The sequence below is a fragment of the Pseudogulbenkiania ferrooxidans 2002 genome (genome assembly GCF_000174355.1).
Classification (GTDB): Bacteria; Pseudomonadota; Gammaproteobacteria; order Burkholderiales; family Chromobacteriaceae; genus Pseudogulbenkiania; species Pseudogulbenkiania ferrooxidans.
The window spans coordinates 93,377-116,169 of sequence record NZ_ACIS01000008.1 but is presented as its reverse complement, the minus strand read 5'-3'; the positions used below and the strand labels follow the sequence as shown (position 1 = coordinate 116,169).

Annotated in this window: 25 protein-coding genes and 1 pseudogene; 10 read left to right on the top strand and 16 right to left on the bottom strand. The window is 66.5% G+C overall.

Annotated features, from left to right (window positions below; genetic code table 11):
* Positions 1-435 precede the first annotated feature (435 nt).
* Complete coding sequence (locus tag FURADRAFT_RS14675; RefSeq protein ID WP_008954954.1) at positions 436-1,176, top strand: 6-phosphogluconate dehydrogenase; 741 nt, start codon at positions 436-438, stop codon at positions 1,174-1,176.
* A gap of 189 nt (positions 1,177-1,365) precedes the next feature.
* Here the strand turns inward: FURADRAFT_RS14675 and FURADRAFT_RS14670 are convergent, their stop codons facing one another.
* Entirely contained in the window at positions 1,366-1,914 is a 549-nt protein-coding gene (locus FURADRAFT_RS14670) for a phasin family protein (RefSeq protein WP_008954953.1), read from the bottom strand.
* A gap of 358 nt (positions 1,915-2,272) precedes the next feature.
* On the opposite strand from FURADRAFT_RS14670, the gene minC reads away from it, so the two are divergent.
* The 4 genes from minC to FURADRAFT_RS14650 are packed head-to-tail and all read left to right on the top strand — an operon-like array spanning position 2,273 to position 5,038.
* Positions 2,273-2,980: a septum site-determining protein MinC gene (gene minC / locus FURADRAFT_RS14665; protein WP_008954952.1), complete on the top strand. Its 708-nt coding sequence runs from the start codon at positions 2,273-2,275 to the stop codon at positions 2,978-2,980.
* 21 nt (positions 2,981-3,001) lie between these two features.
* Complete coding sequence (gene minD, locus FURADRAFT_RS14660; protein ID WP_328269496.1) at positions 3,002-3,829, top strand: septum site-determining protein MinD; 828 nt, start codon at positions 3,002-3,004, stop codon at positions 3,827-3,829.
* A gap of 3 nt (positions 3,830-3,832) precedes the next feature.
* Positions 3,833-4,096, top strand: a complete 264-nt coding sequence (gene minE / locus FURADRAFT_RS14655; protein WP_008954950.1) for a cell division topological specificity factor MinE — start codon at positions 3,833-3,835, stop codon at positions 4,094-4,096.
* A 3-nt stretch (positions 4,097-4,099) separates the two neighbouring features.
* Positions 4,100-5,038 (top strand): hydrogen peroxide-inducible genes activator, encoded by a 939-nt coding sequence (locus FURADRAFT_RS14650; protein WP_008954949.1) that lies wholly within the window; start codon positions 4,100-4,102, stop codon positions 5,036-5,038.
* Positions 5,039-5,160: 122 nt separating this feature from the next.
* Here the strand turns inward: FURADRAFT_RS14650 and FURADRAFT_RS14645 are convergent, their stop codons facing one another.
* Positions 5,161-6,309 (bottom strand): aminotransferase-like domain-containing protein, encoded by a 1,149-nt coding sequence (locus FURADRAFT_RS14645; RefSeq protein WP_008954948.1) that lies wholly within the window; start codon positions 6,307-6,309, stop codon positions 5,161-5,163.
* Positions 6,310-6,386: 77 nt separating this feature from the next.
* Here FURADRAFT_RS14645 and FURADRAFT_RS21255 point away from each other — a divergent pair, with 77 nt between their 5' ends.
* Positions 6,387-6,824 carry a MarR family winged helix-turn-helix transcriptional regulator gene (locus tag FURADRAFT_RS21255; protein WP_008954947.1) on the top strand — a complete coding sequence of 146 codons (438 nt, stop codon included), beginning with the start codon at positions 6,387-6,389 and terminating at the stop codon, positions 6,822-6,824.
* 97 nt (positions 6,825-6,921) lie between these two features.
* On the opposite strand, the gene FURADRAFT_RS14635 is transcribed toward FURADRAFT_RS21255, so the two are convergent.
* Entirely contained in the window at positions 6,922-7,443 is a 522-nt protein-coding gene (locus FURADRAFT_RS14635) for a cytochrome b/b6 domain-containing protein (protein ID WP_008954946.1), read from the bottom strand.
* Between the two features lie 141 nt (positions 7,444-7,584).
* Here FURADRAFT_RS14635 and FURADRAFT_RS14630 point away from each other — a divergent pair, with 141 nt between their 5' ends.
* The 3 genes from FURADRAFT_RS14630 to FURADRAFT_RS14620 all read left to right on the top strand — a co-directional run bounded on the left by FURADRAFT_RS14630 (position 7,585) and on the right by FURADRAFT_RS14620 (position 9,734).
* Complete coding sequence (locus tag FURADRAFT_RS14630; protein ID WP_008954945.1) at positions 7,585-7,995, top strand: DUF1924 domain-containing protein; 411 nt, start codon at positions 7,585-7,587, stop codon at positions 7,993-7,995.
* A gap of 9 nt (positions 7,996-8,004) precedes the next feature.
* Positions 8,005-8,493, top strand: a complete 489-nt coding sequence (locus FURADRAFT_RS14625; protein ID WP_008954944.1) for a diheme cytochrome c — start codon at positions 8,005-8,007, stop codon at positions 8,491-8,493.
* Between the two features lie 101 nt (positions 8,494-8,594).
* Positions 8,595-9,734, top strand: coding sequence for a cation diffusion facilitator family transporter (locus FURADRAFT_RS14620; protein ID WP_008954943.1), 1,140 nt, complete (start codon positions 8,595-8,597; stop codon positions 9,732-9,734).
* Positions 9,735-9,804: 70 nt separating this feature from the next.
* On the opposite strand, the gene greB is transcribed toward FURADRAFT_RS14620, so the two are convergent.
* From greB to FURADRAFT_RS14555, 13 genes are all read right to left on the bottom strand, one after another.
* Positions 9,805-10,362, bottom strand: a complete 558-nt coding sequence (greB, locus tag FURADRAFT_RS14615; protein ID WP_008954942.1) for a transcription elongation factor GreB — start codon at positions 10,360-10,362, stop codon at positions 9,805-9,807.
* 243 nt (positions 10,363-10,605) lie between these two features.
* Entirely contained in the window at positions 10,606-11,553 is a 948-nt protein-coding gene (rluB, locus tag FURADRAFT_RS21105; RefSeq protein ID WP_236261607.1) for a 23S rRNA pseudouridine(2605) synthase RluB, read from the bottom strand.
* Between the two features lie 545 nt (positions 11,554-12,098).
* A complete protein-coding gene (gene scpB / locus FURADRAFT_RS14605; protein WP_008954940.1) occupies positions 12,099-12,722 on the bottom strand; it encodes an SMC-Scp complex subunit ScpB in 624 nt (207 codons plus the stop codon).
* Positions 12,723-12,814: 92 nt separating this feature from the next.
* Positions 12,815-13,669, bottom strand: a complete 855-nt coding sequence (locus FURADRAFT_RS14600) for a segregation and condensation protein A (RefSeq protein WP_008954939.1) — start codon at positions 13,667-13,669, stop codon at positions 12,815-12,817.
* A gap of 90 nt (positions 13,670-13,759) precedes the next feature.
* Positions 13,760-14,956: a tryptophan--tRNA ligase gene (locus FURADRAFT_RS14595; protein WP_008954938.1), complete on the bottom strand. Its 1,197-nt coding sequence runs from the start codon at positions 14,954-14,956 to the stop codon at positions 13,760-13,762.
* A 122-nt stretch (positions 14,957-15,078) separates the two neighbouring features.
* On the bottom strand, positions 15,079-15,717 hold the full coding sequence (locus FURADRAFT_RS14590; protein ID WP_008954937.1) for a site-2 protease family protein: 639 nt from the start codon (positions 15,715-15,717) through the stop codon (positions 15,079-15,081).
* 120 nt (positions 15,718-15,837) lie between these two features.
* Positions 15,838-16,458 carry an L-threonylcarbamoyladenylate synthase gene (locus FURADRAFT_RS14585; protein ID WP_008954936.1) on the bottom strand — a complete coding sequence of 207 codons (621 nt, stop codon included), beginning with the start codon at positions 16,456-16,458 and terminating at the stop codon, positions 15,838-15,840.
* 22 nt (positions 16,459-16,480) lie between these two features.
* The gene (locus tag FURADRAFT_RS14580) at positions 16,481-17,335 is read right to left on the bottom strand and encodes a 3',5'-nucleoside bisphosphate phosphatase (protein WP_008954935.1); all 855 of its coding nucleotides are present in this window, start codon (positions 17,333-17,335) and stop codon (positions 16,481-16,483) included.
* Position 17,336: 1 nt separating this feature from the next.
* Positions 17,337-17,528, bottom strand: coding sequence for an oxidoreductase-like domain-containing protein (locus FURADRAFT_RS14575; RefSeq protein WP_008954934.1), 192 nt, complete (start codon positions 17,526-17,528; stop codon positions 17,337-17,339).
* Complete coding sequence (locus FURADRAFT_RS14570; protein WP_008954933.1) at positions 17,521-17,742, bottom strand: RNA-binding S4 domain-containing protein; 222 nt, start codon at positions 17,740-17,742, stop codon at positions 17,521-17,523. Before FURADRAFT_RS14570 ends, FURADRAFT_RS14575 begins: the two co-directional genes overlap by 8 nt.
* A gap of 200 nt (positions 17,743-17,942) precedes the next feature.
* Positions 17,943-18,500, bottom strand: a complete 558-nt coding sequence (locus FURADRAFT_RS14565; protein ID WP_008954932.1) for an AAA family ATPase — start codon at positions 18,498-18,500, stop codon at positions 17,943-17,945.
* A 302-nt stretch (positions 18,501-18,802) separates the two neighbouring features.
* Positions 18,803-19,810 (bottom strand): asparaginase, encoded by a 1,008-nt coding sequence (locus tag FURADRAFT_RS14560; protein WP_008954931.1) that lies wholly within the window; start codon positions 19,808-19,810, stop codon positions 18,803-18,805.
* A 213-nt stretch (positions 19,811-20,023) separates the two neighbouring features.
* Positions 20,024-20,437 carry a hypothetical protein gene (locus FURADRAFT_RS14555; protein ID WP_008954930.1) on the bottom strand — a complete coding sequence of 138 codons (414 nt, stop codon included), beginning with the start codon at positions 20,435-20,437 and terminating at the stop codon, positions 20,024-20,026.
* Positions 20,438-20,661: 224 nt separating this feature from the next.
* Between FURADRAFT_RS14555 and fusA the strand changes: the two are divergent.
* A pseudogene (gene fusA, locus FURADRAFT_RS14550) lies at positions 20,662-22,787 on the top strand (elongation factor G).
* Positions 22,788-22,793 lie beyond the last annotated feature (6 nt).

The following is a 22,793-nucleotide window of genomic DNA, read 5'->3' as shown; positions in this document are numbered from 1 at the left end:
AAGCCGGCGATTCGCCGGCTTTGTTGTTTCCGCTGGCCGCTTCGGCCAGCATGCCGGCGACACCCATACCGCTGCGCGTCCGGCAACGATACCCCCGCTGGCGCAGCATCCCGAACCGTCCCCGTCGCACGTCATCCGCCATGACGGCGCCAGGCGATACTTCGCGCAGCGGCTGGCACCCTCCTCGTCGCGGCGCGAAAGACAGGATGCGCTCACCACCACCCTCTCTCTCGCCGGCAAGTGGCAGTTATAGCTAAAGGGACTCGGCGCCGGCTATTTGCCGCTTTCGCTGGCCCAGCCCTACGTGGATAATGGGTAACTGATCGTGAAACACGTCGAAGACGGCAAGGAGCCACAAGCTGACAGGGCACTGGGCTGGTTCATCCCGTGCCTCATGCAGACCCTCGACTCCGCGCCCCTGACGTCTTGAGAAGCATGCAAATCATCACGCTCGGTAACGAGCCCTACCTCGAATGGATTCGACGCCGCCTGACGGCGCAGGGGTTCGGCTTGCCGGCCGAGCCCTTTCCTTCCCCGCCGGCTTCCGACGCTTTTGCCGCCGACTGGCAGGCGCTGCAGTACGGCGGCGTGCTGCTGGACCTGAAGCGCGCCACCCCGGACAGCTGTGCCGCCCGGGAGCGGCACTGCCGGGAGCTCGGGCTGGGCTACGTCGACGCGGCGGCCAACTGGCAAGCCCCGGGAGTGCAGCAAGGCTTCGCCCTGTTCGTGGGCGGCTCGGACCGCGCGCTGGACGGCGCCAGGCCGGTGCTGGATGCGCTGGCGCCCTTGCCGGGTGCCTGGCTGCACTGCGGCCCCGCCGGCAGCGGCCATTTTGTGGCAACGGTATTCGAGGCCCTGAGCTACGCCTTCGGCTTGCTGCTGCAGGCGGGCTGGACCGCCCCCGGCGAAACGCCGCGCCCACCGGACTGGAACCATTTCTTCAGCCAGCAAAAGGAGCTGGCCGCCAACCTGTTGCAACTGTCCCGGCTCTACCTGGCGCAGCACCCACCGCAGCAGGAAGCACACGATCCCTGGCAATTGCTGGCACACTTTGCCCTGCCCGCCTACCAGCAAAGCCACTACGCCCTGATCCTGACCCAGCTGATCGAGCTGGCACTGGGCCAGGGTCTCGCCCTGCAGGCCATCTTCGACTCCCTCAGCCAGCCACGCCCATAAAAAAACCCGCCTTGCGGCGGGTTTCCAGGCTGCTGGCAACGTATCCTGTCGAGACGCTACCGGACCCGGCAAAGCCGGACCGCTCCCGATACGTTATTGCCTCCACAGCCTTCCCGGTTACACGACAAACCCCTTCCGCTTCGCGAAAGGGGTTTGTCAAAATCTTGCTTCGGCGCGGTGCCAGCCCGATCAGGCCTTCTTGGCAACAGCAGCGGAAGCGACCTTGGCGGACTTGGTCGCAGCCTGCACACCGGCTTCAGCCAGTTCGCTGCCGACTTTCTTGGCGGTCTGCGACACGCTTTCGAAGGCGGCGTTGGACGAGGTCACGAAGTTTTTCAGCGCGCTGACGGCAACGTCGGAACCGGCCGGAGCGTTCTTGGCCAGCTTGTCGATGGTGGACAGCACGGCCTTGTTGGACTCGGCAACCTGCTCTTCGACGAAGGCGGTCAGTTCGCCCTGGGTGGTCACCGCGGCGTCGTACACGCTACGGGCGGCAACGAAGGCCTTGTCCAGGGCCGGCTGAGCCAGACCTGCCGGCAGCTCGACCAGAGCCTTCGGATCCTTGATGTCGACCAGGGTCTTGAACAGCTGGGCGTTTTCGGCCAGCACCTTGCGGCTCAGGTCGAACTGCAGAGCGGCGAAACGCTCGGCGCTGCCCAGCAAGAGGGAAGACAGGCGTACAGCTTTATCGAATTGCGCCTGTCCAAGAGCGGTCAGTTCTTGAGTAGTAGTAAACATAATGACTCCTGAATAGTTGGGAAGTAACCCAGCGACAACAGCAACAAACCCTGTACCTCTGTCGCATTGTGCGATGCAGCAATTGCACTTTAACCAAAGCCTGCCTTCCGGTCAACCTGTTTGTTGCATTGCACAATCTACTAAGCCCCTAATCTGTTGGGTTTTTTGCAACACTCCAGACGGCAAAAAACCCCGGCAGCGGGGCATGAGGGCATGACAATATCACAACACGTCAGCATTACAAATCCATGACGGCAGCACGCCCGCCAGAGCGTGCGACTTTCATTGAAAGCCCCGCCGCAAGCCAGTACACTCGCCTTCATAGAAGAAATCTATCTTTAGGTATTATTACAGCGACATGAGCCAGACGGCGAACACCTACGACATCAAATCGGCCAGCCTCGACGTGCTGGCCTTCGTACTGCGCAGCAACCATCTCGACGAGCTGACCCAGGCACTGGAAAGCCGCTTCGGCAACCGCGCCAAACCTTCCGCCGCCGAAGCCGTGGTGCTCGACGTGGCCGCGCTCGACAACCCAGCCGATCTCGCCCTCGACCGCGTGCTGCCCCTGCTCGGCCACTACGGCTTCCGCGTCGTGGCGCTGCGCCACCCGGACCCGGCGCTCGAGGAACTGGCGCACCGCTTCGGCCTGGCCCATGTCACCGGCCAGGTGATCGCCAGCAAGCCGGCGGCCAACGAGGTACCGGCGGCGCCGGAGGGCCCCGCCAGCGCCCCGACGATGATCATCGACCGCCCGGTCCGGGCCGGCCAGCAGATCTATGCCAAGGGCGGCGATCTGGTGGTGCTGGCGATGGTCAGCGCCGGCGCCGAAGTGATCGCCGACGGCAACATCCACGTCTACGCCCCGCTGCGCGGCCGCGCCCTGGCCGGCGCGCGCGGCAATACCGCGGCGCGCATCTTCACCCAATGCATGGAAGCTGAACTGGTGTCGATCGCCGGCGTCTATCGAACCATCGAGCAGGCGCTGCCCGACAGCATCCGCGGCAAGCCGGCTCAGGTCTTCCTCGAGAACGAGCGCCTGGTGATCACCGCGCTCGGCGAATAACGAACACTCCATCACTGGTTAATCAAGGGAATCATCGTGGCAAAAATCATCGTCGTGACATCCGGCAAGGGCGGCGTCGGCAAGACCACCACCAGCGCCAGCTTCGCTTCCGGGCTGGCCCTGCGCGGCCACAAGACCGTGGTCATCGATTTCGACGTCGGTCTCAGAAACCTCGACCTGATCATGGGCTGCGAGCGGCGCGTGGTGTACGACCTGATCAACGTGGTCAACAACGAGGCCACGCTGAACCAGGCGCTGATCAGGGACAAGAACTGCGACAACCTGTACGTGCTGCCGGCCTCGCAGACCCGCGACAAGGATGCGCTGACCGAAGAAGGCGTGGAAAAGGTGCTGAACGACCTGGCCACGATGAACTTCGACTTCATCGTCTGCGATTCGCCGGCGGGCATCGAGAAGGGCGCGCTGATGGCGCTCTACTTCGCCGACGAGGCGCTGATCGTGACCAACCCGGAAGTGTCGTCGGTGCGCGACTCCGACCGCATCCTCGGCATCCTGTCGTCCAAGTCGCGCCGTGCCATCGAGGGCCGTGAACCGGTCAAGGAACACCTGCTGATCACGCGCTATTCGCCGAGCCGCGTGGAAAAGGGCGAGATGTTGTCGGTCGACGACGTCAAGGAAATCCTGCGCGTGTCGCTCTTGGGGGTGATCCCGGAATCGCAGGTGGTGCTGCAGGCTTCCAACTCGGGCACGCCGGCCATCCACCTCAAGGGGACCGATGCCTCCGAGGCCTACGCCGACGTGGTGTCGCGCTTCCTCGGCGAGGATCGCCCGATGCGTTTCCTCGACGTCCCGAAGGTTGGGCTCCTCAAACGACTGTTCGGAGGCTAAGCCATGTCGCTGATGGACATTTTGTTCGGCAGCAAGCGTAAGAAATCGGCCGAGGTGGCGCGTGAGCGCCTGCAGATCATCCTGGCTCACGAGCGCAACGGCCGTGCCGGCGCCCCGGACTACCTGCCGGCATTGCAGCGCGAGCTGATGGAGGTGATCTCGCGCTACGTGGCGGTCAACCTGGACGACATCAAGGTCAACCTCGAGCGCCAGGACAACTTCGAGGTGCTGGAGGTCAACATCGTGTTGCCGGAGCACGAACGCTAAGCCATGACGCTGACCGAACTGCGTTACATCGTGGCGGTGGCGCGCGAGCGCCACTTCGGCCGCGCGGCCCAGAGCTGCTATGTCAGCCAGCCGACGCTGTCGATCGCCATCAAGAAGCTGGAGGACGAACTGGGCATCACCCTGTTCGAACGCGGCGGCCCCGAGGTGGCGGTGACCGATATCGGCGAGCGCGTGATCGAGCAGGCCCAGCGCGTGCTGGAAGAAGCGGAAACGGTGAAGCGACTGGCCGGCGAACACCAGAACGAGCTGGTGGGGCCGCTCAAGCTGGGGGTGATCTTCACCATCAGCCCTTACCTGCTGCCCAAGCTGATCCCGGCGCTGCGCATCCTGGCCCCGGACATGCCGCTGATTCTCGAGGAGAACTACACGGCGCGCTTGGCCGAGATGCTCAAGCGCGGCGAAGTCGACGCCATCATCGTGGCCGACCCGTTCGAGGAGCCGGGCACGGTGGCCTACCCGCTCTACGACGAGCCGTTCGTGGTGGCCACGCCGAAGGGGCATCCGTGGGAGAAACAGCCGATGGTGCGCCCCAGCCAGTTGGCCGAGGAGAGCGTGTTGCTGCTCAACCAGGGCAACTGCTTCCGCGACCAGGTGCTGCAGTCGTGCAGCGAGCTGGCCACGCGCCAGCACCAGTCCGGCAGCCTGGCCAGCACCCTGCAGGGCAGCTCGCTCAACACCATCCGCCACATGGTGGCGAGCGGCATGGGGGTGACGGTGCTGCCGGCCACCTCGGTCAGCCCGGCCGACGATGCCCTGCTGTCGGTGGTGCCGTTCAGCCAGCCGGCGCCGCAGCGGCGCGTGATGCTGGTGACGCGCAAGCAGTACTTCCGCCGCAAGGCGGTCACCACGCTGCAGCAGGCGGTATTCCGTTCAGGCCTGCCGGGCGTCACCATGCTGGAAGAAGACGCGCAGCCGGCCTGAACGACGACCCGCAGAGACGAAAAAGCCTGACCGGAATGCCCCGTCAGGCTTTTTGCTTTTCCATCGGGCGAGGAAGGACGGCGGCTTGCCCCCTTCCCCTGCCCTGACTTGTCTCGCCGGCGTCAACCCGCGCGGATCAGGCCGGCCAGACGCGCGATGCCTTCTTCAATGCGCTCCGGGGTGGCATGGCTGAAGTTGAGCCGCAGGTGGCCGATGCCGGTGTCCGGATCGGCGTAGAACGCCTCGCCCGGCATGAAGGCGACGTTGTGCTGTTCCAGCGCCGGCTTGAGGAAGGTGCGAGTGTCGCGCTTGTTCTTCAACGTCAGCCAGAAGAACAGGCCCCCTTGCGGCACCTGCCAGTCGGCCAGATCGGCGAAGTGGCGCTCCAGTGCGGCTTGCATCGCATCACGGCCGACCTTGTAGTTCTGCTGCAGACGCTTGAGATGAGCGGGGTAATCACCGCTCTTCAGCCACTGTGCGATGAACCACTGGCCCAGACGGTTGGAATGCAGATCGACCGCCTGTTTCAGCTTGAGCAGATGCGGCATCAGTTCCTTGGAAGCGATCAGGTAGCCAATGCGCAGGCCCGGCGCCAGCGTCTTGGAGAACGAACCGCAGTAGATCCACGGCGCGCTCTTCAAGTGCGTGACCAGCGGAGCCGGTGCGTCGCCGTCGTAGGACAGCGCGCGGTAGGGATCGTCCTCGATCACCGGCAGGTGGGCGTCGTCCAGCACGCGCGCCAGCGCCTGGCGCGTCTCGACGCTGTAGCAGGCGCCGGACGGGTTCTGGAAGGTGGGGATCAGGTAGGCGAGCTTGGCCTTGCTGTCGGCGATGGCGGCCTGCAGCGTGGCGGCCGGCAACTGGCCGTCCTGCTGCTCCACGGTGTGGAACTGCGCGCCGAACAGACGGAACACCTGCAGCGCGGCGAGGTAGGTCGGACCTTCGGTGATCACCGGGGTGCCCGGATCGACGAACAGCTTGGCGGCGAGGTCGAGCGCCTGCTGCGAGCCGGACAGCACCAGCACCTGCGACGCGTCGCAGCTCAGACCGATGCGCGCCACGTCCTTGGCAATCTGCTCGCGCAGCTCCGGTTCGCCCTCGCTGGTGCCGTATTGGGCCAGCGACGGCGGCACGTCGGGAAAGTCCAGCGCCGGCAGGCAGCTGGAAGCCGGCAGGCCGCCGGCGAAGGAAATCACCTCGTGGCGCTGGGCGGCGGCGAGGATTTCGCGGATCAGCGAGCCGCTGAGTCGTTCGATGCGTTCAGAAAACATGCTACCCTCGTAGTGGCTGGACTTATAAATGTCAATTTTTTTGACCCAATTTACGCCTGCACCAGGCCCTCGTCAACATGCCCGACACGCCCGTTTCTCCCGACCTGCGCGCCTCGATGGAGGCCTTCTTCCATGCCTATATGGCGTTCACCGCCAAACCCGACGAGATGCTGGCGCGGCGCGGCCTGGCGCGGGTGCACCACCGTATCCTGTTCTTCGTGGCGCACACGCCGGGGCTGAGCGTCAAGGCGCTGCTGGCGGCGCTGGGCGTGACCAAGCAGGCGATCAACATTCCGCTGCGCCAGCTCATGGAGATGGGGCTGGTGGAAGCGCGTGCCGCGGAGCACGACAAGCGGGTGAAGGAGCTGACGCTGACGGCAGAGGGGCGCAAGCTGGAAGAGTCGCTATACCGCGAGCAGGCGAAGCTGCTGCTGACGGCGTTTGCCGGTGCCGGCAAGGATGCCCACCAGGGCTGGCTCGACGTCAACCTGCTCCTGGCGAGCCACGCCAAGTAGCACACACCGCGCGGCGGGAGCGGCCGGCCGGGCGTCGCGCGCCCTCCCCACGCGGCAGCCGGCCAGGACGGCCGGCGACATACGGCGGCCGGCTTTCTCAGGCACGCGAACGGCGCGCCTGTCCCCGGATCATCGTCAGCACCATGTGGCGGCGATAACACAGCAGGTAGGCGATGTGCAGACCCGCCAACAGCAGGGTGAGGTTGGCCGAAGCCTCGTGCACCTCCTTGGCGACATCGCTCGCCTCGCCTTCCTCACCATCCGCACTCGCCATGGCGGCGTCAGCCGTCTGCGCCGCAGGCAGCCCCAGCACCCGGGCGTTGTCGACCATCATCAGGCCCGATCCCCCGGTCAGCACGGCGCCACTCAACAGCAGCACCGTCAAGAGCTTGCCCAGCAACGGGACACCTCGCGCCTGCCACTGGCCGGCGGTCGGCAGCAACGGCGGGAAGCCGCGGATTTTCGAGAGGTGGGCCAGCAAGCGCAGCAGCAGCACCGCGATCAGACCGTAACCCAGCCAGACGTGCAGCAAGCCACCGTCGTCGCCGCTCAGGTAGCCGAACAGGAAGAAGGCCGCGACCAGCCAGTGCAACAAGCGCAAACGATTGAAGGGATTCATGATGCTTCTCCGCCATGTGACCCTGATACGCTAAGGCGGAACGCTTAAGTCGACATTAACCATTGAATCGACAGGGTTTTAAGCGCAACTTAATGCTCCGCGCCTAGGCTGGAAGCTCTTCCTGCTTGCCGGAGTCTGCCCATGTCCCGTCTCTTCCTGCTGTTGCTGGCCGCCAGCCTCGCCCCCCTGGCCCAGGCCGCCTCCTCTCCTGCCGAGCTGTTGCAGGGCTACGCCGCGGAAGCGCGCCAGGCCGCGCCGGGGTTCAGCGGCTTTTCCGCCGAACGCGGCAAGGAACTCTACTATCGCCGCAACACCAAGGATGGCAAGGCGATCAGCTGCGCCAGCTGCCACTCGGACGACCCGCGCCGCAGCGGCATGACGCCGAGCTTCCGCAAGATCGGGCCGATGGCCAGCGCAGTCAATCCGGAGCGCTTCCGTGACCCGGCCAAGGTGGAAAAATGGTTCCGCCGCAACTGCGACGACGTGCTGTCGCGCGCCTGCACCCCGCTGGAAAAGGGCGACTTCCTCACCTTCCTGACTACCCTGCGCTAGGAGACGAACATGCGCTATCTCGCTTCCCTCATTGCCGCTTCCCTGCTGCTGGCCGGCATAACCCACGCCGAGGAACATGAAGGACGCCGTCTGGCCATGCCGGCCAAGGTCAACGCGGCGTGGAAAACCGAGTGCGGCAGCTGCCATATGGCCTACCCGCCGGGCTTGCTGCCCGGCCGCTCGTGGAATGCCCTGATGAACAACCTGTCACACCATTTCGGCAGCAACGCCTCGCTCGACAAGGGCACCGAGGCGGAAATCCGCCAGTTTCTGCTGTATGCCTCGAGCGACCGCGACACCCGGCCGGCCAAGGCCGCGCCGGGCGAGCGCATTGTCACCCGCATCACCGACACCGCGCGCTTTGCCGACTGGCACGAGGAAGTGCGGGCGGACGTGTTCCGGCGCCAATCGGTGGGCAGCGCGGCTAACTGCATGGCGTGCCATCGCGGCGCGGAACAGGGCAACTTCGACGAGCATCAGGTGCGCATTCCGCGCTGAAGCCGGGCTCGCAGCAGGCAGCCATGCGCCAAGGAAGCGTGTGGCTGTTTTTTTGCGGTATCCTCCTGCCAACGACATACCCGTGGGTTTAGCCATTTCTCATGCACTATCAGGAATCTCATGAAGCCGGCGATGCCGGCGCCCGCAACCAGGCCATCCAGCGCAGCACCTGGGTCAGCGTGGGTGTCAACCTGCTGCTGACGCTGGCCCAGCTCGCGGCCGGCCTGTTCGCCCATTCCTCGGCGCTGGTGGCCGATGCCATGCACTCGCTGTCGGACCTGCTGGCGGACTTCGTGGTGCTGCTCGCCAACCACCACAGCGCCAAGCCGGAGGACGAGGACCATCACTATGGCCATCGCCGCTACGAGAACGCCGCCTCGCTGGTGCTGGGCGTGCTGCTGCTGGCGGTCGGGCTCGGCATGCTGTGGAACGCCGCCGGCAAGTTCCTCGACCCCCACGCCCTGCCGCAGGTCAAGCCGCTGGCGCTGTACGTGGCGCTGGGCAGCCTGTTGGCCAAGGAGTTGCTGTTCCGTTACATGCTGGCGATCGCCAAGCGCGTCGGCTCCAGCCTGCTCATCGCCAACGCCTGGCACGCCCGTTCCGACGCCGCCTCGTCGCTGGTGGTGGCGGTGGGCATCATCGGCAACATGGCGGGCTGGACCTTCCTCGACCCGCTGGCGGCGGCACTGGTGGGCTTCATGATCAGCCGCACCGGCTGGGAGTTCAGCAGCGAGGCGTTCGGCGACCTCACCGACCGCGCGGTGTCGGCCGATGAACAACAGGCGATCCGCGCCGAGATCGCCACCGTGCCAGGGGTGGTGGAAGTCCACGACATGCGCATGCGACGCATGGGCGACTTGGCGCTGGTGGACGTGCACATCGTGGTGCCGCCCAGCATCAGCGTGTCGGAGGGCCACCAGATCGCGGCGCTGGCGCGCCAGCGCGTGCTGGCGGCGCACCCGGTGCTTAACGTCACGGTGCACGTCGACTCCGACCTGAGCCACGCCCCGGTGCGTTACGAGCTGCCGATGCGCCCGGAGCTGGAAGCGCGCCTGAACCGCGCCCTGGGGCGCCCGCTGCTCGACAGCGAGACGCTGCAATTGCACTACGCGCCGGACGGCATCCATGCCGTGCTGCTGCTGCCGGCCGCCGACAGCGCGGCCCTGCCGGCCTTGCAGGCCGCGCTGGCGGCGGAGGCGGACATCGTCGCCACCCGCGTCTACCTGCGCCCAGCCGCCTGAGCCGTGCCGCAAAAGCGCTTCGGCCAACCTGACAAGGTTGGCCGAAGCGGTGATACGGGGTTGCCCGCGCTCAGTCGATGCGCTCGTAGCGCACTTCCAGCACCTCGATGGTTTCCTCCCCGTCCGGACCGCGAAACACCACTTCGTCGCCTTCGCGCGCCTTGATCAGGCAGCGCGCGATGGGCGAAATCCAGCTGATGTGGCCGCGCGGCAGATCGATTTCGTCGACGCCGACGATACGCAGCAGTTGCTCCGAACCATCGCCACGCAGGATCAGCACGGTGGCGCTGAAGAAAATCTGGTCGGTCGTCTCGCGCGTTTCCGGGTCCACCACTTCGGCGATTTCCAGGCGCTTGGTGAGAAAGCGGATGCGCCGGTCGATCTCGCGCAGGCGGCGCTTGCCGTAAAGATAATCGCCGTTCTCCGAGCGGTCGCCGTTGCTGGCGGCCCAGTTCACCACGTTGACCATCTCCGGCCGCTCGCGGTGCACCAGGTGGTAGAGCTCGTTCTTCAGCCGCTGCCAGCCTTGCGGCGTCAGGTAGTTCTTGGTCGCCGCCGGCAGACGCTGTTCTGGTGGCAGGTCGTCATCGTGCTCGCCGTCGTCTTCCTTGGTAAACGCCTTGCTCATGCCGTGGGGTCTTTCCTGATTCGATGGGTGCAACGGAGGCAATAAAAAACCTCCAACACCCAACGATAGGGCCTTGGAGGCGGGCTTTCAAGTCGCAGCTTGGACTAATCGACGAAATCGGAGCGGGAGGAAGAAATCGTCGCGAGCAACCCCAGGCCGGTTCGAGAAGCACAGCCGTACAGATGGTACGGCGAGCATCACAGGGCCGGGATGGGGATGCGCAGCAGATTTATGCCCCCGCTCTTAGCGGGATTTGGCGCGGCCGGTCACCGTCAGGTCCGACCACTTCATCACCGCCGCCACCTCGGCCGAGTTGAGCTCGTAGAACTGGCCACGCTTGAGGCGGGCCGGCAGGCCGATGTTGCCGAAACGCACGCGGATCAGGCGGCTCACGGTGAGGCCGAAGTGTTCGAATATGCGGCGCACTTCGCGGTTGCGGCCTTCCTTGATCACCACGCGGTACCAGTGGTTGACGCCTTCACCGCCCTGTTCGACGATGCGCTGGAAATGCGCCGGGCCGTCTTCCAGCTCGATGCCGCGCGTCATTTCCTTCATCTGTTCCGGCTCGAGCTGACCCAGTACGCGCACCGCGTACTCGCGCTCGGCTTCGAAGCTCGGGTGCATCAGGCGGTTGGCCAGTTCACCACTGGTGGTGACGATCAGCAGACCGCTGGTATTGACGTCCAGACGCCCCACCGCCACCCAGCGGCTGCTCTTGGCCTGCGGCAGACGGTCGAAGATGGTGACGCGGCCTTCCGGGTCGTCGCGAGTGACCAGCTCGCCTTCCTGCTTGTGGTACAGGATCACGCGCGGCAGGCGGTCCGGCCACTTCAGGCGGATCGGGTTGCCCTTGGCGGTGACGCGGTCCTGCGGGCCGACGCGGTCGCCCAGCGTGGCTTTCTTGCCGTTGACCAGGATCAGCCCGGCCTCGATCCACTCTTCCATCTCGCGGCGCGAGCCGACGCCAGACGCCGCCAGCGCCTTCTGCAGGCGCACCGGCTCGATCTGTTCCATGTCGACGCGGGTGTCGCGCAGGCGCTGGGCACGGTCGAGGATCTGCTGGTTGGGGTCGCGCACGCGCAGCTTCTTGGCGCGCTCGACCTTGGGGGCGCGCTTGTCCTGCTGGCGGGACGTCGGCTGACGCTCTTCGTTCCAATCGCGGCGCGGCTCGCCCTGGCCGGCCTGCCCCATGGCCGGCTGACGCTCGTCGCGGCCGGCGTTGCGGTCACGCTGGCCGAAGCCCTGCTTGCCCTGCTGACCCTGACCGTCACGGCCGAAGGACGGCTGACGCTCGTCGCGGCCGGCGTTGCGGTCGCGCTGGCCGAAGCCCTGCTTGCCCTGTTGGCCCTGACCGTCGCGGCCGAAGGACGGCTGACGCTCGTCGCGGCCGGCGTTGCGGTCGCGCTGGCCGAAGCCCTGCTTGCCTTCCTGCCGCTCGTCGCGGCCGAAGCCCTGCTGACCGCGCTCGTCGCGACGGCCGAACGGCGCCTGCCCCGGCGGCGTGCGGTCACGCTGGCCGAAGCCGGGTTTGCTGCGACCCTGACCCTCCCGGGCTTGGGGCGCCTTGCCGGATGCCGGAGCACCGACGGCTTTGATCAGCGAAGAGCCTCCCGGCTTGCCGCTTCTCGATTGACCGAAACCGCCACGATCCGGCGCCGGCTGGCGCGGTTGCGAGGTTTCACGGCCTTTGACACGCGCCACCGGCTGGCGGGCGTGATTACGCTGTCCTTTAGACATCATCGTTCCTGTTCAATTACGTTGTCCGCCTCGTCGTCGAGGGGCACCGCGTCGGCTTCGCCGACGCTATCAGGCTGGACTTCCGGCAACACCAGCGTGCCAAGATCGGCCAGCGGCGGCAGATCGCGCAACGACACCAGTCCCAAATCATCGAGGAACTTGTGCGTCGTGGCGTACAGCCCCGGCCGGCCGGGCACGTCCTTGTGCCCGATCACCTCCACCCAGCCGCGCTCCAGCAGCGTCTGCATCACGCTGGTGGACACCGAGACGCCGCGGATGGCTTCGATGTCGCCACGCGTCACCGGCTGGCGGTAGGCGACGATGGCCAGCGTCTCCATCACCGCGCGCGAGTAGCGCGGCGGCTTTTCCGGGGTAAGCCGCGCCAGGTACGGCGTGAACTCGGCCCGGGCGCGGAAGCGCCAGCCGGAAGCGAGCTTGACCAGCTCGATCCCGCGTCCCCGCCAGTCCTGCTGGATCTCCGCCAGGAGATCGTTGATCAGTGCCGCCTTGACGTCTTCGGTGAACAGCTTTTTCAGGGCTGATACCGAGAGCGCTTCGGCCGACGTCAACAACGCCGTCTCGAGCACGATCTTCAGGTACTTCAGGTCGGTAATGGTGGACATGAATCAGTGTAGTCCAGAGGGTAAAACGCGGGAAGGTGCGGATTTTACACGGTTTTTTGACAAAAAGATAACCGCTATGACAATGTGGGCCGTTACACCAGCGCCAGCCGCACGTAGATGGGCTGGTAGGCGGCGTCCTGGCTGACCTTGACCAGCCCTTCCTTGATCAGCTCCAGCACCGCGATGAAGTTGACCACCAGGTGCGGCACGCCCAGGGCCAGGTCGAACAGCTCCTCGAACGCCACGTACTCGCGCCCTTCCAGGTAGCGCAGGATCCAGGTCATCTGCGCGCGTACCGACAGCTCGTCCTTCTCCACCTTGTGGTGGCGCGTGTTCCGCGCGCGCGACAGGATGGCGAGCCAGGCCTGGCGCAGGTCGACCGCGCACACCTCGGGCAGGCGCTCCTCGGCCACCTGCTCGATCAGCACCGCGAGCCAGGCGAAGTCGCGGTCGGCCTGCGGCATCTTGTCGAGTTCCAGCGCGGCGAGCTTCATCTGCTCGTATTCCAGCAGCCGTCGCACCAGCTCGGCGCGCGGGTCGTCCGGCTCGCCCTCCTCGTCCCTGGGCGGACGCGGCAGCAGCAGGCGCGACTTGATCTCGATCAGCAGCGCCGCCATCAACAGGTACTCGGCCGCCAGCTCGAACTGCTCGCGCCGCATGGCGTCGATGTAGGCCATGTACTGCGCGGTGATCGGCGCCATCGGGATGTCGAGCACGTTGAGGTTCTGCTTGCGGATCAGGTAGAGCAGCAGATCGAGCGGACCCTCGAAGCTCTCCAGGATCACCTGCAAGGCATCGGGCGGGATGAACAGGTCCTGCGGCACTTCCAGCACCGGCTGGCCGAAGACGTGGGCGATCGGCATGCCGGACGGCAGGTCGGGCGCGGTGAGCTCGAACGCGGAGGCGCCGTCAGCGGCAGGGGTATCGTTCGGCGTGCGGACGTCCATGGTTACCTAGCGGGGACAGATAAAAAGGGCGAGGAGTCCCCCGCCCTTGCCTGATTATTTCGGCCAACAGGCTATAGCTTAGAGCCTGTTTCAGTAGCCCAGCCCCATCGCTTCCCGCACCTCGCGCATGGTGTCCTGGGCGATCTTGCCGGCACGGGCGCAGCCGTCGGCGACGATGTCCTTCACCAGCTGCGGGTTGTCGAGGTACTGCTGGGCGCGCTCGAACATCGGCTGCTGCTCCTTCAGCACGCCCTCGATCACCGGCTGCTTGCACTCCAGGCAGCCGATACCGGCGCTGGTACAGCCGGCCTGCACCCACTCGCGCGTGGCGCTGTCGGTGTAGACCTGGTGCAGCTGCCACACCGGGCACTTGGCCGGGTCGCCCGGGTCGGTGCGGCGCACACGCGCCGGGTCGGTCGGCATGGCGCGGATCTTCTTGCTGACTGCAGCAGGCTCTTCGCGCATGGTGATGGTGTTGCCGTAGGACTTGGACATCTTCTGGCCGTCCAGCCCCGGCATCTTGGAAGCCTCGGTCAGCAGCGCTTCCGCTTCCGGCAGAATGATCTTGCCCTTGTTTTCCAGGTAGCCGAGCAGGCGCTCGCCGTCGACCGCGCCGAGGTTCTGGCTGGCGCCGAGCAGCGCGCGCGCCGTCAGCAGCGCTTCGCCGTCGCCGTCCTGCAGGTAGCGCACGCGCAGCTGCTCGAACTCCTTGCCGGACTTGCCCATCTTCTTCACGGCGGCCTTGGCCAGTTCCTCGAAGTTGGGCTCGCGGCCGTAGAGGTGGTTGAAGCGGCGTGCCACTTCGCGCGTCAGCTCGATGTGCGGCACCTGGTCTTCGCCCACCGGCACGCGGCCGGCCTTGTAGATCAGGATGTCGGCGGCCTGCAGCAGCGGGTAGCCGAGGAAGCCGTAGGTGGTCAGATCCTTGTGGCTCAGCTTGTCGATCTGGTCCTTGTAGGTCGGCACGCGCTCGAGCCAGCCCAGCGGAGTGACCATGGACAGCGCCAGGTGCAGTTCGGCGTGCTGCGGCACCTTGGACTGGATGAAGATGGTGGCCTTCTCCGGGTCGACGCCGGCGGCCAGCCAGTCGATCACCATGTCCCAGATGCTCTTCTCGATGATGCCGACTTCGTCGTAATTGGTGGTCAGCGCGTGCCAATCGGCCACCATGAACAGGCACTCGTGCTCGTTCTGCAGCGAGGTCCAGTTCTTGATCACGCCATGGTAATGGCCGAGGTGCAGCTTGCCGGTGGGGCGCATGCCGGAGAGAACGCGGTCTGCGAACATGGTCGTCATTCCAGATGTTTAGGGTTGGGGGGCGTGCCGCAGCGCGCCCCCGGAAGGAGTCGGTGCCGGCCGTGATCGGCTAATGATCGCGGCCGCTTCGGCGTGATTTTGCCAGCAAAGCCTTACAGAAGCACGCCCAGCAGCGAGTACATCAGGTTGATGAAGGGCCGCAGGATCGGCGACAGCAGACCGGAGAACACCAGCGCCAGCAGGATCCACAGGCCGTAGGGTTCCAGGCGCGCGTACTTCCACGCCATGCCGGGCGGCAGCAGGCTCTCGAAGATGCGCCCGCCGTCGAGCGGCAGGATCGGCAGCAGGTTGAGCACCATCAGCACGATGTTGATCTGGATGCCGACCTGGCTCATCAGCGCCAGGGGCTCGCTGAAATAGCTGTCGACGTTCAGCGCGAGCTTGAACAGCAGCGCCCACATCAGCGCCATGCCCAGATTGGCCAGCGGGCCGGCGGCCGCCACCCAGCGCGTGCCGACGCGGCGGTTCTTCAGCGCGCCGAAGTTGACCGGCACCGGCTTGGCCCAGCCGAACAGCACGCCGCCGATGACCAGCCCCAGCAGCGGCAGCAGCACCGTGCCGACCGGGTCGATGTGCTTCAGGGGATTGAGCGTCATGCGCCCCATCATGTAGGCGGTGTTGTCGCCGAAGCGCCGCGCCATGTAGGCGTGTGCCGCTTCGTGCAGGGTGATGGCCAGCAGCACCGGCAGGGCGTAGATGGCGATTTTCTGGATGAGGTTGTAGGAATCCATGGTGTTAAAAGGAGGTCCTTCTCGCGAAGAGGGATTGATGAGTGAGAGTAGCGGCCACCCCTTTCGTTCCGGCCGCCAGGTTGGCCGAAGCCTCGGGGGGCGTGAAAAACATCCCCGCCCTCAGAAGCCGAACAACGCCGGATCACCCTTGCCGCGGCGCACCAGCTCGACACCGTCGGTCAGATCGATCACCGTGGTGGGCTCGGTGCCGCACCAGCCGCCGTCGATCACCAGGTCGACCTGACGCTCCATCCGCTCACGGATTTCATAAGGATCGGTGAGCGCCTCGCTGTCGCCCGGCAAGGACAGGGTACAGGACAGGATGGGCTCGCCCAGCTCGGCCAGCAGCGCCAGCGCCACCGGGTGCTCCGGCACCCTGAGGCCGATGGTGGCGCGCTTGGGGTGCAGCGTGCGGCGCGGCACTTCCTTGGAGGCCTGCAGGATGAAGGTGTAGCTGCCCGGCGTGGCGGCCTTGAGCTGACGGAACTGGCTGTTGTCGACGCGAGCGTAGTTGGACAGCTCGGAGAGGTCGGCGCACACCAGTGTCAGGTGATGCTTGAGGTCGAGCTGGCGGATGTCGAGGATACGCTCCATCGCCGCCTTGTCGCCCAGCAGGCAGCCGAGCGCGTAACAGGAGTCGGTGGGGTAGACGATCACCCCGCCCGCGCGCAGGATCTTCACCGCCTCGCGGATCAGACGGGCTTGCGGGTTGTCGGGGTGGATCACGAAGAACTGGGCCATGAGGTTTCCGGTTGGGTCGGGTTCAGGCGAGTACGCGGCCGTTTTCCAGCAGGCGTTGCCACACCGGCCGGCAGATCGGCGGCAGATCGTCGGTGCGGCCGACGTCGCGGCCGCCCTCGCCGGGGGCATGGAAATCGCTGCCGGCACTCGCCAGGAGGTCGTAGCGCTGGGCGATCAGGGCGTACTTGTGCAGATCGTCCAGGCTGTGGCTGCCGCTGGCGACCTCGATCGCTTCGCCGCCGGCATCCTTGAAGTCGAAGATCAGCCGCTCGGTCAGGGTGCGCCCCATGTCGTAGCGGCCGGGGTGGGCAATCACCGCGATGCCGCCGGCGCTGCAGATCCAGCCCACGGCATCGGCCAGGCTCGCCCACTCGTGCGGCACGTAGCCCGGCTTGCCCGGGGTCAGGTACTTGCGGAACACGCTGCGCACATCCTTGACGTGGCCGCTGCTGACCAGGTAGCGCGCCACGTGGGTGCGGCCGATCATCTCCAGGTTGTCGCACAGCGCCGAGGCCCCCTCGAAGGCGCCCTCGATGCCGACCTTGGCCAGCGACTCGGCCATGGCGCGGGCGCGGTTGATGCGCCCGTCGCGGATGCCCTGCAGCCCGGCGGCCAGGGCGTCGTGGTCCGGGTCGATGCCGAGGCCGACGATATGCACGGTGTGCTTGCCCCAGCTGACCGAGATTTCCACGCCGTTGAGAAAGCTGACACCGCAGTTGCGCGCGGTAGCGGCGGCTTCGGCCAGCCCGGCGGTGCAGTCGTGGTCGGTCAGCGCCAACAAGGTGGCGCCGCGCTCGGCACCGCGCCGGATCACCTCGGCCGGCGACAGCGCGCCGTCGGAGAACAACGAGTGGAAATGCAGATCGATGTCGGCCATGTCAGGCTCCGTCGCCGCAGGCCTGGCGCGCCGCTTCGCGCACCTGCCATTCGGCCAGTTTGCGGCGGTAGTCGTTCAGCTCGGTGGTGTAGGTGTCCCACACGCACGGCTCGCAGCCGCTGCCGCAGCACATGTCGTCGCTCGGTTCGATGGGCGCCTCCGGCATCGGATCGAACACGTCGTCGTCAGGCATCGGCAGCCTCCACGCGCAGCGTGAAGCCGTCGCCGCTGACCACTTGGCCGGGGCGGATCTTGCAGGTCTTGCGCAGCTCGATCTGGCCGTCCACCGACACCAGCCCTTCGGCAATCATGTGCTTGGCCGCGCCGCCGCTATGGGCCACGGCACAGGCCTTGAGCAGGTCGCACAGGGCGATGTATTCACCACGCAATGAGAAGGTTTCGTTCATTTTTTCACATTCGATAGGGACAGGGCTGTGAGCCAGCTGTGGATAGGTGACGCAAGCCCTTCATCGGACAGCCCTTTTTTGGACTGCCCATTTTTTAATCAAGTTTCCAACTCTATCCACGGCCGTCCGGGACAGCCTTGTGAGCGAACTGTGGATAGCTTCGCTAAGATGCTGGCCGACAAGGGGATTTTTTGATCCGCTTAAATTTTAAGCAATCCAGCCTGGCGAATCGCCGTCAGCGCCGCAGCGAGCCGGCCCGTCCCCTGCCCGCGAATCGGCCGTGGCACCACGCCGGCCGCCTCCAGCCCCGCGCGGTACAGGCCCCATAGCCAGTCGCGCTGATCCGGGTGGCTGCGCAGCGGGTCGGGCTGCCACGGCAGGTCGGGACAGGCCAGCAGCGTCAGCGCGTAATCCCGCGGGCGGTTGAGCGCCGCGAGTTCGGGCGCAGCGCGGCCAAATGCCACCTCGGCCCAGATCACGCAGGTCAGCGCCGTGCTGTCACACACCAGCACCTCGGCGTGGCGTGCCGCTTCGGCCTCGCGCGCCAGCTGGCCGCGCGCGATGGCCAGCACGTCGTGCGGCGTCGGCGCGTAAGGGCGCGCCGCGTAATAGTCGCGGGCGTATTCGTCCACGCAGCATGCCGCCACGCCGGCCCCGTTCAGGCTCGCCGTCAGCGCCTGCGCCAGCGTGGGGCTCTTGCCGCAGGACTCGGGGCCGACGATGGCCAGACGCAAGGGAGGCGGAGGGTATGCCGTCATAATAGAGTGGGCTAAATGACCATTATACGGCGGCTTGGGGATAATCCGGAAATTCTCACAGGCTGCGGGGACAGCGCTGTGGGCGAGCTGTGGACAAGCGGGCTAAGCCCATGACGGGGAAGGATTTTGCCGCACCTGATCATTTTTTAATCAACCCTACGAGAGGATCTTCGCACTCCGGAGGTGCTCGCACCGTTCCGGCCGGCACCCGCAACGATTCGCCAACGGCCACGATATGGCGCTCTCGCCCCAAGAAAAAAGGCGCGGACTTGCGCGCCTTTTTTCGCCGGCTCCTTTTAGTGTCAGCCCGGCTGCACGCTCATCTCGCCCGCCAGCGCGCACTGCATCGCCGCACGCCGTTGTTCCGGCGACAGCGCCTGCGAGCACAACACGGTCAGCTTGGCGACGGCGGCTTCCGGCGTCAGGTCGGCCCCGGCCATGGCACCGGCCCGCGCCAGCGGCTGACTGGCGGCGTAGGCCCCCACTTCCACCGCACCGTGTACCACCTGGCTGATGTTGACGACCAGTGCGCCGCCGGCACTCGCCGCCGCCACGCCGGCCAGCAGTGTGGCATCGGCCGGAGCATTGCCGTTGCCGTAGCTCATCAACACCGCGCCGTCTAGCCCGCCGTTGGCCAGGGTCTGGCCGATCAGCGCGGTACCGGCGCCGGGGGTCAGGAAGAACGCCGCCACCCGGACGTCTTCACGCAGCGTGACCGGCTTGAATGCGCCCTGCGGCAGCAGCCAGTGCTGGCGCTGCCAGTCGGCCTTGATGCCGAAGTGCGCCAGCGGCGGCGCGTTGGGCGAATCGAACCCGGCAAAGCTGGCGGCGTCGAGCTTGCGCGCGCGACAGCCCCGCAGCAGCAGGCGGTCGAAGGCGATGGCCACTTCGCACAGGTCGGGTTGGCTGGCGGCTTCCAGCGCGTCGGCCAGGTTGCTCCAGCCGTCCGAACGCGGATGCACCAGCGGCAGTTGCGAGCCGGTCACCACCACCGGCTTGCCCAGGCCTTGCAAGGCGAAGGCCAGCACCGACGCGGTGTAGGCCATGGTGTCGGTGCCGTGGATCACCACGAAGCCATCGTAGGCGTCGTAACGGTCGGCGATATCGCCGATGATGCGGTTCCAGTGCGCCGGCGTGATCGCCGACGAATCGATCAGTTCGGGGTATTCCACCACGTCGAAGGCGAGCTCGGCGCTGTGGAAACGTTCCAGCAGGCGCGGCAGCAGGCCGGGCACCGGCGCCAGGCCGTCCGGGGTGTGGTCCATGCCGATGGTGCCGCCGGTATACAGCACGAGCAGGCGTCGAGTCATTGCGCGTCTCCTGAGGCGCGCGCGGCCGCGACGACGGGCCGCGCGGGTCGTGAAAAAGAAGACGGCCATGATATACAGTCGACAATGAAAAGGCACCCCTGGCGCCACGCCGGGGTTCAGGCGAGCCCCGACGGATCCAAGTGGCCGGAAACAGGAAGGAGGCGGTATCCGCCGGAGGACGGCAAGGCCGCCCCCCGCGTCACGCCCGTGGCACTACCAGTAGAACGACAGGCTGGTGGCGCCGCCGCCCAGCCGTACCTTGCGGCTCTGCGCCTGCTCCTGGTAGCGGGCGCTGACCTGATACTGGCCACGGGGCAGCTTGGCGTAGAGCAGCGGCCCGTCCGCGACGGTGTCGAGCACGGTGTCGCCGTGGGCATTCTTGACCACCACCGCGACCGACGACAGGTACTCGCCGCTGCCCTTGGCGGCAAACAGCAGTTGCAGATTGTAGTCGCGGCGCGCCTCGTGCATCGCCGCCAGCTCGTCGTCGCCGATGCCGCCGCTGACGAAGCTCACCTCGCCCTGGGTCTGCACCTTGGGCAGGGCCGTCGTGTCGGCCCAGGCCGGAGCGCTGCCCAGCCAGGCCATCACCACCACCGCCAGTACGCTTTTCTGCCTGTTCGTCATGATTTGTTTCTCCTATGGCAGTTGAACACAAACGGCCCGCCAGCCCCGGACAGGGAAACTACACTCAATACAAGCGCATCCGGCGGCAAGACCGCGTCGGTCACCACACGCACCTACGAACCGCTTAGTCGCCGGCAGCGGCGTCATGGTTCCCCTGGTGCGCCGTCCGCCCGCGCCACGCGCCCGTCGGGCCCCTATCCGCCAACCCCAGCGAGGAACGCACCATGTCGCGGCAAACGCCCCTCGAACGCTATCGCAACATCGGCATCAGCGCCCACATCGACGCCGGCAAGACCACCACCACCGAGCGCATCCTGTTCTACACCGGGGTCAGCCACAAGATGGGCGAAGTGCATGAAGGCGCGGCGGTGATGGACTGGATGGCGCAGGAGCAGGAGCGCGGCATCACCATCACCTCGGCCGCCACCACCTGCTTCTGGAAGGGCATGGCCGGGCAGTACCCGCAGCACCGCATCAACATCATCGACACCCCGGGCCACGTCGACTTCACCATCGAGGTGGAGCGCTCGCTGCGCGTGCTGGACGGGGCGGTGATGCTGTACGACGCGGTGGGCGGGGTGCAGCCGCAGTCCGAGACGGTGTGGCGCCAGGCCAACAAGTACCACGTGCCGCGCCTGGCCTTTGTCAACAAGATGGACCGCGTCGGTGCCGACTTCTTCCGCGTGCAGCGCCAGATCCGCGAACGCCTGAACGGGCGCGCCGTGCCGATCCAGCTGCCGTTCGGCAGCGAAGACGCCTTCCACGGCGTGATCGACCTGGTGAAGATGCGCCTCATCGTCTGGGACGACGCCAGCCAGGGGGTGAAATTCGACGAGCGCGGGATTCCGCCGGAGCTGCGCGCCGAGGCCGAGAGCTGGCGCGACAAGATGATCGAGGCCGCCGCCGAAGCCAGCGAGGAGCTCACCAACCGCTATCTCGAGCGCGGCACGTTGGCCGAAGACGAGATCCGCCAGGGGCTGCGCCAGCTCACCATCCGCGGCGAGATCGTGCCGCTGCTGTGCGGCTCGGCGTTCAAGAACCGCGGCGTGCAGGCGCTGCTCGACGCCGTGATCGACTACCTGCCCTCCCCCCTCGAGATTCCGCCGGTGAGCGGCATCGACGCCCAGGGCCAGGCGGTGACGCGCCACGCCCGCGACGACGAGCCGTTCGCCGCGCTCGCCTTCAAGATCATGACCGACCCCTACGTCGGCCAGCTCACCTTCCTGCGCGTCTATTCCGGCCTGCTGCGCTCCGGCGACAGCGTCTACAACCTGGCGCGCGACAAGAAGGAACGCATCGGCCGGCTGCTGCAGATGCACGCCAACCACCGCGAGGAGGTGAAGGAGGTGATGGCCGGCGACATCGTCGCCGCGGTCGGCCTCAAGGAAGTCACCACCGGCGACACGCTGTCGAGCCCGGACGCCGTCGTCGCGCTGGAGCGCATCGTGTTTCCCGAACCGGTCATCGCCCAGGCGGTGGAGCCCAAGACCAAGGCCGACCAGGAGAAGATGGCGCTGGCACTGCAGCGGCTGGCGCAGGAAGACCCCTCGTTCCACGTCTACAGCGACGAGGAATCGGGCCAGACCATCATCTCCGGCATGGGCGAGCTGCACCTGGAAATCCTGGTCGACCGGCTGCGCCGCGAGTTCGGCGTCAGCGCCAGCGTCGGCCAGCCGCAGGTGGCGTATCGCGAGACCATCGCCCGCGCCAGCCCCGAGGTCGAGGGCAAGTTCATCCGCCAGTCCGGCGGCCACGGCCAGTACGGCCACGTGGTGCTGAAGCTGGAGCCGCGCCCGCGCGGCGCCGGCTTCGAGTTCGTCGACGCCATCAAGGGCGGGGTGATCCCGCGCGAGTTCATCCCGGCGGTGCAGAAAGGCATCGTCGAGGCGCTGGCCAACGGCGTGCTGGCCGGGCTACCCGGTGGTCGACGTCAAGGGCGTCGTTGGTGTTCGGCTCCTACCACGACGTCGACTCCAGCGAGAACGCCTTCAAGATCGCCGCCGCCCAGGCCCTGCGCGACGGCCTGCGCCAGGCCGGGCCGGAGCTGCTGGAACCGGTGATGGCGGTGGACGTGGAAACCCCGGAGGAGAAAATGGGGGACGTCATGGGCGACCTCACCGGCCGGCGCGGCGTGATCCAGGGCATGGACGACCTGCCCGGCGGCAGCGGCAAGAGCATCCGCGCCGAGGTGCCGCTCGCGGAGATGTTCGGCTACTCCACCGCGCTGCGCTCGCTGACCCAGGGCCGCGCCACCTACAGCATGGAGTTCCACCACTACGCCCCGGTGCCGGCAGCGCTGCAGCAGGCGCTGGTGAGCGGCATGGGGCGGACGCTGCCGGGACGCGGCTGAGAGGCC

Bases quoted from the DNA above. Each gene is read 5' to 3' on its own strand.
- FURADRAFT_RS14635 (WP_008954946.1), bottom strand. From the start codon at position 7,443: ATGAATCCCTTCAATCGTTTGCGCTTGTTGCACTGGCTGGTCGCGGCC.
- FURADRAFT_RS14625 (WP_008954944.1), top strand. From the start codon at position 8,005: ATGCGCTATCTCGCTTCCCTCATTGCCGCTTCCCTGCTGCTGGCCGGC.
- FURADRAFT_RS14565 (WP_008954932.1), bottom strand. From the start codon at position 18,500: ATGACGGCATACCCTCCGCCTCCCTTGCGTCTGGCCATCGTCGGCCCC.
- FURADRAFT_RS14580 (WP_008954935.1), bottom strand. From the start codon at position 17,335: ATGGCCGACATCGATCTGCATTTCCACTCGTTGTTCTCCGACGGCGCG.
- FURADRAFT_RS21255 (WP_008954947.1), top strand. From the start codon at position 6,387: ATGCCCGACACGCCCGTTTCTCCCGACCTGCGCGCCTCGATGGAGGCC.
- greB (WP_008954942.1), bottom strand. From the start codon at position 10,362: ATGAGCAAGGCGTTTACCAAGGAAGACGACGGCGAGCACGATGACGAC.
- FURADRAFT_RS14620 (WP_008954943.1), top strand. From the start codon at position 8,595: ATGCACTATCAGGAATCTCATGAAGCCGGCGATGCCGGCGCCCGCAAC.
- FURADRAFT_RS14670 (WP_008954953.1), bottom strand. From the start codon at position 1,914: ATGTTTACTACTACTCAAGAACTGACCGCTCTTGGACAGGCGCAATTC.
- FURADRAFT_RS14570 (WP_008954933.1), bottom strand. From the start codon at position 17,742: ATGAACGAAACCTTCTCATTGCGTGGTGAATACATCGCCCTGTGCGAC.
- FURADRAFT_RS14560 (WP_008954931.1), bottom strand. From the start codon at position 19,810: ATGACTCGACGCCTGCTCGTGCTGTATACCGGCGGCACCATCGGCATG.
- FURADRAFT_RS14555 (WP_008954930.1), bottom strand. From the start codon at position 20,437: ATGACGAACAGGCAGAAAAGCGTACTGGCGGTGGTGGTGATGGCCTGG.
- FURADRAFT_RS14650 (WP_008954949.1), top strand. From the start codon at position 4,100: ATGACGCTGACCGAACTGCGTTACATCGTGGCGGTGGCGCGCGAGCGC.
- FURADRAFT_RS14590 (WP_008954937.1), bottom strand. From the start codon at position 15,717: ATGGATTCCTACAACCTCATCCAGAAAATCGCCATCTACGCCCTGCCG.
- FURADRAFT_RS14675 (WP_008954954.1), top strand. From the start codon at position 436: ATGCAAATCATCACGCTCGGTAACGAGCCCTACCTCGAATGGATTCGA.
- FURADRAFT_RS14630 (WP_008954945.1), top strand. From the start codon at position 7,585: ATGTCCCGTCTCTTCCTGCTGTTGCTGGCCGCCAGCCTCGCCCCCCTG.
- FURADRAFT_RS14575 (WP_008954934.1), bottom strand. From the start codon at position 17,528: ATGCCTGACGACGACGTGTTCGATCCGATGCCGGAGGCGCCCATCGAA.
- scpB (WP_008954940.1), bottom strand. From the start codon at position 12,722: ATGTCCACCATTACCGACCTGAAGTACCTGAAGATCGTGCTCGAGACG.
- FURADRAFT_RS14645 (WP_008954948.1), bottom strand. From the start codon at position 6,309: ATGTTTTCTGAACGCATCGAACGACTCAGCGGCTCGCTGATCCGCGAA.
- rluB (WP_236261607.1), bottom strand. From the start codon at position 11,553: ATGGGGCAGGCCGGCCAGGGCGAGCCGCGCCGCGATTGGAACGAAGAG.
- FURADRAFT_RS14595 (WP_008954938.1), bottom strand. From the start codon at position 14,956: ATGTTCGCAGACCGCGTTCTCTCCGGCATGCGCCCCACCGGCAAGCTG.
- FURADRAFT_RS14600 (WP_008954939.1), bottom strand. From the start codon at position 13,669: ATGGACGTCCGCACGCCGAACGATACCCCTGCCGCTGACGGCGCCTCC.
- minC (WP_008954952.1), top strand. From the start codon at position 2,273: ATGAGCCAGACGGCGAACACCTACGACATCAAATCGGCCAGCCTCGAC.
- FURADRAFT_RS14585 (WP_008954936.1), bottom strand. From the start codon at position 16,458: ATGGCCCAGTTCTTCGTGATCCACCCCGACAACCCGCAAGCCCGTCTG.
- minE (WP_008954950.1), top strand. From the start codon at position 3,833: ATGTCGCTGATGGACATTTTGTTCGGCAGCAAGCGTAAGAAATCGGCC.